Source organism: Actinosynnema pretiosum (assembly GCF_002354875.1).
Taxonomy (GTDB): domain Bacteria; phylum Actinomycetota; class Actinomycetes; order Mycobacteriales; family Pseudonocardiaceae; genus Actinosynnema; species Actinosynnema auranticum.
This window is the reverse complement of record NZ_CP023445.1, coordinates 4,331,360-4,343,018: the sequence shown is the minus strand read 5'-3', so window position 1 is coordinate 4,343,018 and position 11,659 is coordinate 4,331,360. Positions and strand designations below refer to the sequence as shown.

Here is an 11,659-nt window from a genome sequence, read left to right as displayed (position 1 = left end):
GGGCGAGCGCACCGACGGTAACGCGACCTGGGGGTGCGATCGGACCGCCAACGGGTGGACACAGGGGTGCGGCGGAACGCAGGAGTGCGGAGAGCCGGGGGCGGTCACCCGGTGATGAGCTTCGCGGCGTCGGGCGCGTAGACGGTCATCCAGTGCGGGCGCAGCCGGTAGTAGAACACCTCCCCGTCCCAGTCGCTCTGGTCGCCGTAGAAGTCCTTGAGGTGGGCGAGCACCTCCGGCCAGTCCGCGGCGGCCTCGCCGTCCGGGGGGTTGAGGACCTCCACCGCGCCGTGCGCGAACACCCCCAGGTCCTCGCCGCGCAGGTGCGCGGCGCTGGCGGCCGGGCGGGCCGCGAGGTGGCGGGCCTTGGCGGCGGTGCGCGCTGTGCCGAAGTACCACTTGCCGTGCAGGAAGTGCCCGTCCACAGCGCTGATCCGCGGCTCGCCCTTCGCCGTCACGGTGGACAGGGCGAGCGTGCACATCCCGGTCAGGACCTGGGTGAGCTGCTCGGCGGTCATGGTGTGCTCGACGACGATCGAGCGGAGGTGGTCGGTGGAGCGGGACAGGGAGGCGTCGAGCAGGGCCTGGAGCTCGTTGAGTTCTTCGGGCGTCTCACGCATCGAGCCACGGTAGCGGTGGCTGGAGCGCCCTCGGCCCCGCCCGGTTGTCACGCCCGGCTCGGCTCCACCACGGGCTCGCGCGCGACCGGGGTCCCGCCGCGGGCGGCTGTCAGCGCGGCGGCGACGGCGGCCGTGAGCGGCAGCACGAGTGCCAGGCAAGCCGCAGCCTGCTCCAGCGCCAACCACAGCACGTGCTGCGGCTGGCCGGACTCCGGGGTGAGCGCCAACGCGGTCAGCGGCGTCGCGACCCACGCGCCTGCGGCCCCTTCGGCGATCCCCGGCCGCCCGCTCACCACGACCCGCGCCACGAACACCACCAGCCCGGCGGCGGTGGCCAGGCAGGCGTTCAGCACCAGGTGGTCCAGCGCGTTCTCCTCGGTGACCTCGCCCGCCAGCGCCAGGCGGGGCGCCGCGGCGAGCGCGGTCACGGCTGCGGCGAGCAGCAGCACCCGCAACCGACTGCCGACCGCCGTGCGCCAGGCCAGCACCGCGACGGCGAGGTTGCCCGCCAGCAGCGCCAGGAACGGCGTGTAGGTCAGCGACAGCCACGCCGTGGTCAACTCGCCCAACCCGATCGCGGGCCGGAACGAGAAGACCGCCTCCAGCACACCGGTGAACAGCAGCGCCGCGAGCACGCCGACCCACCGGGGCGAGCCGCCCGGCAGGCGCCGGTGCCACAGCGCGGCGGCCCCCTCGCACAGCGCGGTCGCGCCGACCAGCATGACGACGGTGAAACCCCAGGTCCACGCGGTCGCCGACTCGACCAGCGGGGTGCCCGTGCCGATCAGCGACAGCGCCATGCCCACCACGACCCCCAGCGGCAGGCCCAGCGCGCTCGCCACCCGGTCCCGGCCCGGCCGGACGTCCGCCGCCGTGCGGGAGCGCCACACCGCCGGGCCCCAGGCGCAGCCCAGCAGCACGCCGGGCACGAGGGCCAGCACCAGCGTGGTCACCCGCAGGCCCGCGCTCGGCAGCAGCGCGGACTGCACGAAGTGCGACAGCAGCGGCTGGACGAGTCCGGCCAGCGCGCCGAACGCGAACCCCTCCACCGCGCGGACGTGCCGCTCGACCTCGCCGCGCGCCAGCACCTCCAACCGGCGCCGGGTGGACGGGTGCAGCGCGGCCAGCGAGCGGGACCACGAGCGGGGCGGGTCCGCGGCCCGGCGCAGCAGCGCGTCCAGCGCGGTCGGGTCCTCGCGCGCGGACCGCAGGTCGGCCGCGTGCTCGCGCGAGCGCAGCACGCTGCGCGACACCACCCACACCAGCGCCAGCAGCAGCGCCGCGCGGATCGCGTAGTCGAGCACGAACGAGCTCTCCGACCACAGCCGCGGCAGCGGCAGCACCAGCACCACCGGGGTCGCCCACCACACGGCCCTGGTCAGCCACACCCGGTCGACGTCACCGGCGGCCACGTGCGCGCACTCGTGCCGCAGCAGCGCGGACGCCTCCGGTCCGGGCAGCGCCAGCACGCCGTAGGGCAGCACGATCCGCACCCGGCCGCCCGTCCGGACGGTGAACGCCTCCCGGCAGGTGGAGCCGAACTCCACGACGGGGACGACCCGGCCGCCCAGCGCCCGCACCGCCTCGGCGGCCTCCTCCTGCCAGCGCGCCCCGGCCGCGCGCGTGATCCCGGCTCGCCGGTGCAGCCGCGCGGGCAGGCGCCGCAGCACCACCCACCCGAGGGCCGCGGTGAGCAGGGCGAACAGGAAGGCGAACCCCGTCCGCGCCTGCTCGTAGGGCGCTCCGCAGCGCTGGAACCCGGCTGCCCGCTCCAGGGGCGGCAGGTCGGCCCCCGCGTTCACGCACGCCTTCAGCGCGTTGCCGAACCACTCGCCGAACGCGGTGTAGAAGATCAGGTTGCCCGAGCACACCGCCGCCGTGAGCAGGACCGCCACCAGCAGCGCGTACCGGGCGCGGGGCGCGCCCGCCTCACGCGGCGGGAGCGTCATCGCGGCCCCCCAGCTCGCGCACGACCTGCTCCGCCACCGCGCGGGCGACCGGCTCGGCCGCGCCCAGCCCGGTCAGGTGCACGGTGATCACGACCGTCGCCTGCCCGGCCTCCTCCGCCTCCGCCTCCGCCTCCGGCTTCCCGCCCCGGCCCCACGCCCGCGACAGCCACCGCCGCCCCGCCGACCAGGCGTCCTCGGCGGCCTTCTCCACGAGCACCCCGCCCGCCGCGCTCACCGCCGCCAGCACCCACGGCGTCACCGCCGCCAGATCGATCCCGATCCCCACCGGCGCGCCCAACCGCACCCCGCGCACGGTCCCGTCCGGGTCGGCCCGGTAGGCCTCGACCAGGTCCTCGAACGCCTCCAGCTCACCCGCGTGCCACCGCGCCACCACGGCCCGCGCCACGCCGACCGCCTCCGCCGACAACGCATCCGCCATCCGCCCCGCCCCCTGCCACGCTCGTCCACGGGGCGCCCGGCCGATCGAGGAAGAATGCTATGCGCCCGAATGTGGAATTCCCTGCCGGTCATTTTCTACTGCGGGAAGGTAGCGCTTCGGGCGTGCGGGGAAAAGCTTCGGGAGGGAACCGGCATACGGGCGCGAACGCCGTCAAACCGGAGGTGGGAGGACTGTGGTGTTCCGTTTATCGGCGTTTTCCGGGGCGTCGTCCGGTCGCGATTCCGCCTTTGCGGGGACAAGCCGAGGCGTCGCCGCGATGGCCAGCGGCAGACCCGCCTGCGCGAACACGGTGATCCGCTCGAAAAGCCCCCGAGCGACCCTCGGCGGGGAAGCGGTCAGGTGGCTCACGCCGAACGGCAGCGCGGTCACCAGCAACGGCCGCCGCCCCGCCCTGCCACGCCCGGAACGCCCACGAGCGCGGCAGCCCGGTGAGCGCGGCCGTGCCGCCGGTCGCGAGCAGGAGCACGCACAGCGCGAACCGCGGCGCGCTCGACGGGTGCAGGGCGCAGTCGCCGATCACGTCCGCGACCGGGGCGCCGGGCCCCAGCGCGGACAGCAGCAGCAGGATCGAGGCCGCGCCGGTCAGCGGCAGGACGACACCGGGTCTGAGCCGAGCGGGAGCCGCGCGCCCCGTGCTCCCGGTCGCCGGTGATCGCCAGGTGAACAGCCGCAGGTCTTCCGGCGGCTTTCCCGAAGTGTCCACAGCGGACCGGGTGGCGGCGTTCGCCCCGCGGTGTCGCGGCGGTCACCCGCGCGGCCGAAAGGGGGCGCGGCTGGGTGGTCCCCGGTGCTGCCCGGCGGGTGGTTCGCGGCGGGCACGCGGGTGAGCGCGCTGGTCCCGCGCCCCTCGGCGCTCGACGCTGGGGCGGTCGACGCGGGGGCGGTCGACCCGATCCGCCGAGGAGGCGCCGTGCCGAGTTCTCCGACCGGGAACGTCCTGCGCAACGACTACGAGCGCAAGGTCAACGCCCACTGGGAGGACAAGCGGGACGACCCGGTCAACCTGCTGCTCGGCGCGGACGACGGCCTCTACCACCACCACTACGGCATCGACGCCCCCGATCCCGATGCGCTCACCGGTCCGCCGCACGGGCTCCAGCGGCGGATCGCGCGGGAGCTGCACCGGATGGAGAGCGCCCAGGCCGACCTGGTGCTGTCCGCGCTGGGCGAGGTCCCCGCGAGCGCCAGGATCCTGGACGCGGGGTCGGGCAGGGGCGGGACCTCGTTCATGGCGCACGACCGGTTCGGGTGCGCGGTCGACGGCGTCAACTTCTGCTCCCACCACGTCGAGCTCGCCTCGGACCTGGCGCGGCGGCGCGGGTGCGGCGACCGGGTGCGGTTCCACCGCGCCAACATGGTCGCGACGCCGTTCGCGGACGGCGCGTTCGACCGGGTCATCACCAACGAGAGCACCATGTACGTGGACCTGGACGAGGCGTTCGCCGAGTTCGCCCGGCTGCTGCGTCCCGGCGGGCGGCACGTCCTGGTCACCGGCTGTCACAACGACGCGGTCACCGGGCGCGCGCCGGAGGGCGAGGCGATCGACCGGCACTACGACTGCCGCATCCACCGGCGCAGCACGTACTTCCGGGCACTGGCCGACCACGGCCTCGCGCCGCTGCAGGTCACCGACCTGACCGCGCGCGCCATCCCCTGCTGGGAGCTGCGCGCCCGCTCCGACCTGCGCACCGGCGTGGAGACCGCGTTCCTCGACGGCTACCGGAGCGGGCGGGTGAACTACCTGCTGGTCGTGGCCGAGCGGGTGGTCGACCGGTGACCGGTCACAGGCCGAACGCGCCGCCCTCCACCAGGATGACCAGGCCGATGGTGATCAGCACCACCGGCAGCACCACGTGCCCCCACCGCGCCAGGAAGCGCGCGACCACCGGACGGCTCGCCAGGAACCAGCCCGCCGCCAGCCACACCGCCACCCCGACCAGGAACACCGCGACGTGGCCGAGCATCCCGGCCACGCCCGCCACCGCGAACGCGGGCACGTAGACGCCGATGTTGTCGCCGCCGTTGGCGAACGTGACGGCCGCGACCTGCGCCACGCCCGCGCCGGTCGCCACCTCCGCCTCCCCGTCCGCCCCGCGCCCGCGCCACGCCGCCAGGGCCGCGCGCACGCCCAGCGCCAGCGGCAGCAGCCCCAGGTACGGGACCACCGCCCCCGGCAGCAGGCCCGCGCCCAGCGCGCCGACCACGGCCACGGCCACGATCGCCAGGAACCCCAGGTACTGGCCCGCGGCCACGCGCAGCGCGGCCCGCCGGTCGCCGCGCGCCTGGCCGAAGCAGACCGCGAGCAGGAGCAGGTCGTCGATGTTGGTGACCGCGAACATCCCGGCCGCCCGGCCCAGCAGCGCCAGGTCCGCGCTCACCCCGCCTCCGGCCCTCGCTCCAGGTGCGCGAACGCGGGCGCGAGGCGCTCGGGGACGTCCTCCTCCAGCTCCAGGTCCAGGGTCTCCAACTGCCGCAGCAGCGGCAGCTCCGCCAGGGTCTCCAGCACTTCCTCGTCCGCCTCGTCGAACACCGCCCGGCTGATGTCCAGGTGCCGCAGCGCCGGGTAGCCCTCCGGGGTCAGCAGCTCCAGCTGGCCCGCCGGGCAGACGCCGCCGAAGACGTCGTAGCCGATCTCCGCCGTCAGGGTCACCACGCCGGGCGCGCGGTCGGGGAACAGCGCGCCGATCGCGAACGGCGCGCCGATCACGTGCAGGTCGGTGACCGTGGTCGAGCCCATGTCGTCCAGCAGCAGTCCGCCCCGCAGCGTCAGGGCGCGCAGCGCGGGCAGCGCGGACCACAGGTCCACCGCGCTCTCGTTCGCGAACCCCTCGTTCAGCTTCTCCAGCGGGTCGAAGCTGCGGCCGGTCGACGTGGTCGCGTGCTCGTACAGGAGCTTGAAGTCGTGGCCGAGGTGCAGCTCCACCAGGTGCTCCCGCCCGCGCGAGGCCAGCGCCGCCGCCGCGCGGGCCGCCGAGTGGTGGAAGTCGGTCAGGTGCAGCTCCAGGACGGTCAGGTCCGCCGACTCGGGGGCGGTCAGGAACGCCTCCAGCAGCACCGACTCCCACTGCTCGGGGTCGGACGCGTCGGCGCCCAGCGCCTCCACCAGCGCCCGCCGGTCCGGGTTGGGCGCGAGCCGGAACACCGCACCGGTGATCCGGTCACCGGTCGTGGTCAGCTGCCAGGAGCCGTCGCTGCGCAGTGCGTCGAAGTCGGTCACGGCGGCATCGTAGGCAGTGGGTCCGACAATTCCGGGCGGTTCACCGGTTCCCGTGCCGGAAGTGCCACGGGGGACCCGCGTGCGCGATCCCGGCGACCAGGGGTTGGGCCAGGTCGAACGCCGTGTTCGGGGAGTCGTGGGTCGGCGACCGCAGGCGGTAGCCGCTGACCGCGTCCACCCGCTCGACGTCCCCGCCCGCGGTGCAGGTGGTTTTCGCGCCCGTCAGGCCCGCGCGGTCGCCGACCGGAACCGGTTGAGCAGCCCGGCCGAGACGATCACCGCCACCGCCACCAGGGGCATCACCAGCGCGGTCGCCGTGCCGCTGTCCTCGGCGAGGTAGCCGGTCAGGCTGGAGGCCGGGGCCTGGCCGATCACGATCGCGGTGCTCGCCATGGTCATCACCGTGGCGTTGCGGCCGACCGGGGCCAGGTCCGAGACCAGCGTGTACAGGGTGACCAGCAGCGGGCCGACGCCCGTGCCCGCCACCGCCAGCGCCAGCGCGACCACCGGGACCGAGGTGGCCAGGTTCAGGCCGATCGCGCCGGTCAGCGCGAGCGCGGCGAACACCAGCCAGCGGTCCCGCAGCGCGAACGCGGGCGGGAGCATCCCGGCCAGCAGCGCGCACACCGCCGAGCCCAGGCCCATGGCGCCGTAGACCAGACCGGCCTGCTCGGCGTCGCCGTGGTCGGCCATGAACGAGGTCAGCGAGGTCAGCACCGAGCCGAAGAACAGGCCGATGCCGACGATGCCCAGCAGCACCACCAGCAGTGACGGGCGGAACAGGTCGCTCACCGGGTCGGGGGTCACCCGCTCCTCGGCGGTGGGCTGAGCGGCGGTCGCGCTCGGGTGCAGGGCGAACAGGCACACGGCCACCAGGGTCAGCGCGGCGGCGGCGATGATCGGGGCGGCGGGGGAGAAGGCGGCGGCGAGGACGCCGACGAGGGTCGGTCCGAAGACGAACGTCATCTCGTCGGCGGCGGACTCGTAGGCCATCGCGGCGTTGACCGCCTTCGGCCGGGTCCCACCGCTGGTGCGGCGGGTGACCAGGCCGACCAGGCGGCTGCGCGACATCGGCGGCACCTGCGGGGTGGTCGCGCCGACCAGGAACGCCGCGACCAGGACCGCCGCCGGGGGCAGCGGCGAGTAGGCCAGGACCACCAGCGCGGTCAGCGCGGCGCTGGTGGCGACCCCGGTGGCCAGCAGCACCCGGCGCTGCCCCCACCGGTCGGCCGCCGCGCCGATCAGCGGCCCGAACACGGCCATGCCGACCCCGGCGGTCGCCGAGGTGAGGCCGCCCAGGCTGATCGAGCCGCGCGCGGCGACGACCAGGGTGAGCACGCCGACGACGGTCATGGCGTAGGGGAAGCGGGCCACGAGGGCCAGCGGGAAGAAGGAGGGGCCCGCGGAGTCGAACACGGCGCGCGCGACCGAGGGGGGCTCGGCAGGGGCGTGCGGGGACTCGTCGAGCAGGGTGGCGGAACGCGTGGTCATGGTGACGTGCTTTCACGAGGCGGGACTGGACCAGTGCCGCCTTACCCCGTGACACGGGGCAGGTAGATACACACCACGGCCTCCGCCCGGCGACGCGGCGTGCTGCGCGCGTGCGGGGGTGCCGCGTGGGCCTTTCGGCTCCGGGGCCACTGTGCCACATGGAGTGGAACCTGCGTACCAGATGTTGTGCGGTTCACTCTGCCGTGGCAGTGGTGACCCACGTCGGAGTGAACGTGACGGAATTGGTGGCCTGGTACTACCCCGGTCAGACGGTCGACGTGGAACTGCGCGGGCCGCAGGACGTGGACGGGGTGCTGGACGACCTCGTGCGCCGGGGTGAGCCGGTGGCGGCGCAGCTGTTCGACCGCGACGACCCGGCCGGGCCGCTGCTGACCGTGGGGGTGGACGGGCCGCGCGGGCGGGGGGCGCTGTGCCACGTCGACGGTGGTGAGGTGTGGATCGGCGAGGGGACGGGCGGGCCGGTGCGGTACCTGATGATCGGGCTCGACTGGGACTTCCCGGCGAACGCCGAGCTGCCCCTGGCGGTGGTGCGCGCCGCCGTGCACGAGTACGCGCGTGGCGGCGGGCAGCGTCCAGGGGGGCTCCGGTGGCGGCTCGACCGGCCGCCACGTCCGGAAGTGACCTGAAGTGACCTAGTGGTCCCCGGCCACCACCGGCTTGACGCCCTCGGGCAGCAGCGGGGGCAGGCCCGTCGTCCAGAGCGCCTCGTGGGACAGGGCGCTGATCCGCCAGCCCTCGGGCGCGCGGCGCAGTTCGGCCCGCCAGTGGCCGCCGACCTGGAAGATCGGGTTCGCGTCCGCGCCGCGCGACCGCAGGGTGCTGTCCAGGTGGACGTGCGTCATGAGCGCGTTCCACGTCACCGCAACGCCTTCCGCCTCGTCCACCAGCAGGTCCGAGGACGTGTGCTGGGTGCGGGCGAAGCGGTGGACCGACTCCTCCACGTGCGCGGCCACCGCCGTGACGCCCTGGGCGGAGCCGATCGGGGAGGACAGGCTGATGTCGTCGGTGAAGTGGTCCTCCGCCCAGCCCTCGGGGAACTCCCGCGCGTCCATGGCGCGGAAGAAGCGGCTGACGAGCGCGCTGAACTCGGTGATCTCGTTGCGGTCCACGGGGATCAGCCTGGTACCTCCACCTATCTGGAGGTCAAGCCAGGGCTGGGCGGGTTCCTGCCCAGGGGGCGTGCGGCCCTCCGTCAAGAAGGCGCGCAGGCCCGCCCAGTCCGATTGGAAGTCGAGTGGCCACGCTTACAGCTCCTCAGGGGACCCTGCTCCTGCTGCACATCGGCATCGAGCGGGCCGACCTGCCCACCGAACCCGGGTTCGGCTCCGGTTCGACCTGCCGCAACAGGATGCTGAAATGGGCCGAGGGCGGGGTCGGGCAATTCCTGGACGGGGTGATGCTCGCCGAGTCGCACGTCGCGGACAGGATCGACCCGATCGGCGCAAGACCGGCTCGAAACACCAAGTCGCCGTCGGCGGCGCAGGTCACCCGCTGGTCGTGGCGGTCAGCACCGGCGAACCCGGACGCCCGAGGTGGCGGCCCGCTGTGATGCTCGCCGACCGCGGCAGCGCGGCCAACCGGAGAAGCCTGAGCCAGCGGTCGATCGTCCCTCGGGGGCGGCCTTCACCAAGGCTTCCTGAACCTGGTGCGCGCACTGATCTGCCACCGCCTCCGCTCATCCTGAAAGGAGGTCTAAGCCCAGGTTGGTTCCCACCGGGGGTGCGGGACCGGCTCGTGGGCCGCTTTCAGGAACGCGCGCAGGTCCGCCAGACCGGGGTGGTCGTTCGTCGTCGACCAGAGCAGGCGGTGCGGGTACACCGGGGTCGGGTTCCGCAGGGGGAGGCGGCGCAGGTCGTAGTGCCCGGGCCACAGGTAGTGGTCACCTGAGCCGACTAGCGTGGCCGGGGTTGGTGAGTTCGCCAGCAGTTCCAGGAGGGCCTCGTCGCCGAAGTGCGGGCCCGCGCCGTCGATCGACAGGGCGAACTCCTCTGCCAGGTCGCGGTAGAAGCGCGCCCACTCGGTTCCCCTGCTGATTCCCGGCACCCACACCCGGTGCCCGGACAGATCGGGTGGAGCAAGCTCCCGGTGGTCGGCCAGCGGGTGCTGGGGACCGGTGAGCAGTTCCAGGGCGCTGTCCACTGCCCGTGCGGTGCGCACGTCGTCCGGCAGGTCCGCGTGCGCCAGGGGGACGGCGCGGAACGAGGCGTCGACTGCGCCCGCGCGTATCGCCTCCAGCGCGCCCAGCAGGTGGTTCTCCGGCAGAGTCACCACCTCCAGGGGTATTTCGGGGTGGGCGGTGTGGAAGGCGCGGAGGGCGGTGGACGGGGCGGTTCGGCGGTTCGGCACGTCCACGCGCAGCGCGCGGTGGTCCGGTCGCACTGAGCGGGCCGCCCGCTCGACGGCTCGCAGCACCGCCCTGGCGTGCGGCAGGAACACCTCGCCGTCCAGGGTTGGCCGGACGCCGCGCGGAGTTCGGGTGAACAGGGGCACGCCGACCACGCGCTCCAGCGCGCTGATCCGCTTGGACACCGCCTGCTGGCTGATGCCCAGTTCGGCCGCCGCGTCCCCCAGCCTGCCGGACTCGGCGGCGGCTACGAAGGCGCGCACGCTCTCAACGTCCACCAGTGCGCCTCAACCGTCGGTTGTGGCCGGTGGGCGTGTTGGTTGTTGGTCCGTCGGGCGGGGTCGTTGGTGGGATCGGCACATGAGCAGCCTGCCAAGAGCGCGCACCCACGTCCACGGGCCCGAGTTCGCCCGTGCTGCCGAGCGGATCTTCGCGGTCACCGATCTCACCTCGCGGTTGAACTCGTTGCCGTACAACAGCACGGAGGAGCGCGCCGCCTTGCACGCCGCGATCTTCGGTCGTCCGCTGCCGGAGTCGGTTCGGATCCTGCCGCCCTTCCACACCGACTGCGGGCTGGGCACCGAGTTCGGGGAGGACGTCTTCGTCAACCACGGCTGCACCTTCTACGACCGGGGCGGGTTGCGGATCGGCGGTGGTGTGATGCTCGGGCCGCGCGTCACGCTGATCACCTCCGACCACCCGGTGCCGCCCGAGGACCGGCGGGCGTTCACCGAGGAGGCGCCGGTGGTGCTGGAGGACGGGGTGTGGCTCGGGGTCGGGGTCGTCGTGCTGCCGGGGGTGACCATCGGGCGTGACTCGGTGGTGGGGGCGGGGGCGGTGGTCACCAAGGACGTTCCGGCCGGCGCGTTGGTGACCGGGGGTGCGGCCACCGTGCGCCGCAGGTGGTAGGGGGTGTGGGAAACCTCTGCCCCCGCAAGGGTTTCCCGCAAAAGTCACCCGGCGTAGCAGGCCTCCACCTCGTCGGCCCACCGCCGGACCACCACGTCCCGCTTCACCTCCAGCGACGGCGTCAGGCAGCCGTTCTCCCGGGTGAACTCCACCGGCAGCACCCGGAACCTGCGCACCGACTCCGCCCGCGACACCGCCGCGTTCCCCTGGTCCACCGCGTGCTGCAACTCCGCCAGCAGGTCCGGGTCGCCTGCCAGGTCCGCCACCGTCGCCTCCGCGGACTTGCCCGCCGTGCGCTTCCACACCGGGAGGTGGCCGCCGATGCGGTCCTCGATCGCGGCGGGGGAGACGTTCTTGCCGCCGCTGGTCACCAGGATCTCCTTGCTGCGCCCGGTGATCACCAGGAAGCCCGCCCCTGATCGGCGCGGCCACCCTGGCGCCCGGCCTGGTGGAGCGCAGGAGGGCGAACGCGCTGCCGCGCCTGAGCGGCGGCACGGCCTCGGGGGTGCGGGGGCAGCTCGTGGCCGAGGTGGTGCTGATCGCGGTCGGGTCCGTGGTGGTGGCGTGCATGGTGCTGGCGCTGCTGATCGCCAACCCCGGCAAGGCAGGCACCCCGCTGCGGGACCTGCTGGCGCAGGACTGAGCGGG

General features: G+C 74.3%; 15 protein-coding genes. 5 read left to right on the top strand and 10 right to left on the bottom strand.

The annotated features are described in order from the left end of the window. Positions 1–104 precede the first annotated feature (104 nt). Genes CNX65_RS18485 through CNX65_RS18475 form a run of 3 tightly spaced genes read right to left on the bottom strand, consistent with a single transcriptional unit; the run spans position 105 to position 3,008 of the window. Positions 105–620: a pyridoxamine 5'-phosphate oxidase family protein gene (locus tag CNX65_RS18485; RefSeq protein ID WP_096494737.1), complete on the bottom strand. Its 516-nt coding sequence runs from the start codon at positions 618–620 to the stop codon at positions 105–107. Positions 621–667: 47 nt separating this feature from the next. Continuing rightward, positions 668–2,569, bottom strand: coding sequence for a M48 family metalloprotease (locus CNX65_RS18480; RefSeq protein ID WP_096494736.1), 1,902 nt, complete (start codon positions 2,567–2,569; stop codon positions 668–670). Further along, a complete protein-coding gene (locus CNX65_RS18475; RefSeq protein ID WP_157767715.1) occupies positions 2,550–3,008 on the bottom strand; it encodes a hypothetical protein in 459 nt (152 codons plus the stop codon). Before CNX65_RS18475 ends, CNX65_RS18480 begins: the two co-directional genes overlap by 20 nt. A gap of 808 nt (positions 3,009–3,816) precedes the next feature. On the opposite strand from CNX65_RS18475, the gene CNX65_RS18470 reads away from it, so the two are divergent. Beyond that, positions 3,817–4,806, top strand: a complete 990-nt coding sequence (locus CNX65_RS18470) for an SAM-dependent methyltransferase (protein WP_309141899.1) — start codon at positions 3,817–3,819, stop codon at positions 4,804–4,806. Positions 4,807–4,810: 4 nt separating this feature from the next. Here CNX65_RS18470 and CNX65_RS18465 read toward each other — a convergent pair whose 3' ends face one another. The 4 genes from CNX65_RS18465 to CNX65_RS18450 are packed head-to-tail and all read right to left on the bottom strand — an operon-like array spanning position 4,811 to position 7,737. Next, a complete protein-coding gene (locus tag CNX65_RS18465) occupies positions 4,811–5,368 on the bottom strand; it encodes a cadmium resistance transporter (RefSeq protein WP_096497860.1) in 558 nt (185 codons plus the stop codon). A 35-nt stretch (positions 5,369–5,403) separates the two neighbouring features. After that, positions 5,404–6,246, bottom strand: coding sequence for a hypothetical protein (locus tag CNX65_RS18460; RefSeq protein ID WP_096494732.1), 843 nt, complete (start codon positions 6,244–6,246; stop codon positions 5,404–5,406). A 40-nt stretch (positions 6,247–6,286) separates the two neighbouring features. Continuing rightward, complete coding sequence (locus CNX65_RS18455; protein WP_177154272.1) at positions 6,287–6,424, bottom strand: hypothetical protein; 138 nt, start codon at positions 6,422–6,424, stop codon at positions 6,287–6,289. A 44-nt stretch (positions 6,425–6,468) separates the two neighbouring features. Further along, positions 6,469–7,737 carry an MFS transporter gene (locus CNX65_RS18450; protein WP_096494730.1) on the bottom strand — a complete coding sequence of 423 codons (1,269 nt, stop codon included), beginning with the start codon at positions 7,735–7,737 and terminating at the stop codon, positions 6,469–6,471. Positions 7,738–7,970: 233 nt separating this feature from the next. Here CNX65_RS18450 and CNX65_RS18445 point away from each other — a divergent pair, with 233 nt between their 5' ends. Continuing rightward, positions 7,971–8,384, top strand: coding sequence for an Imm1 family immunity protein (locus CNX65_RS18445; protein ID WP_157767714.1), 414 nt, complete (start codon positions 7,971–7,973; stop codon positions 8,382–8,384). 6 nt (positions 8,385–8,390) lie between these two features. Here CNX65_RS18445 and CNX65_RS18440 read toward each other — a convergent pair whose 3' ends face one another. Then, a complete protein-coding gene (locus tag CNX65_RS18440; RefSeq protein WP_096494726.1) occupies positions 8,391–8,867 on the bottom strand; it encodes a nuclear transport factor 2 family protein in 477 nt (158 codons plus the stop codon). A 125-nt stretch (positions 8,868–8,992) separates the two neighbouring features. Between CNX65_RS18440 and CNX65_RS18435 the strand changes: the two genes are divergently transcribed. Next, on the top strand, positions 8,993–9,307 hold the full coding sequence (locus CNX65_RS18435) for a hypothetical protein (protein ID WP_096494724.1): 315 nt from the start codon (positions 8,993–8,995) through the stop codon (positions 9,305–9,307). Positions 9,308–9,450: 143 nt separating this feature from the next. On the opposite strand, the gene CNX65_RS18430 is transcribed toward CNX65_RS18435, so the two are convergent. Beyond that, positions 9,451–10,380, bottom strand: a complete 930-nt coding sequence (locus CNX65_RS18430; protein ID WP_096494722.1) for a LysR family transcriptional regulator — start codon at positions 10,378–10,380, stop codon at positions 9,451–9,453. Positions 10,381–10,462: 82 nt separating this feature from the next. On the opposite strand from CNX65_RS18430, the gene CNX65_RS18425 reads away from it, so the two are divergent. Beyond that, a complete protein-coding gene (locus CNX65_RS18425; protein ID WP_096494720.1) occupies positions 10,463–11,011 on the top strand; it encodes a DapH/DapD/GlmU-related protein in 549 nt (182 codons plus the stop codon). A gap of 44 nt (positions 11,012–11,055) precedes the next feature. On the opposite strand, the gene CNX65_RS18420 is transcribed toward CNX65_RS18425, so the two are convergent. Then, positions 11,056–11,412: a hypothetical protein gene (locus CNX65_RS18420; RefSeq protein ID WP_198320503.1), complete on the bottom strand. Its 357-nt coding sequence runs from the start codon at positions 11,410–11,412 to the stop codon at positions 11,056–11,058. A gap of 47 nt (positions 11,413–11,459) precedes the next feature. On the opposite strand from CNX65_RS18420, the gene CNX65_RS36235 reads away from it, so the two are divergent. Beyond that, positions 11,460–11,654, top strand: coding sequence for a hypothetical protein (locus CNX65_RS36235; RefSeq protein ID WP_177154266.1), 195 nt, complete (start codon positions 11,460–11,462; stop codon positions 11,652–11,654). Positions 11,655–11,659: the final 5 nt, after the last annotated feature.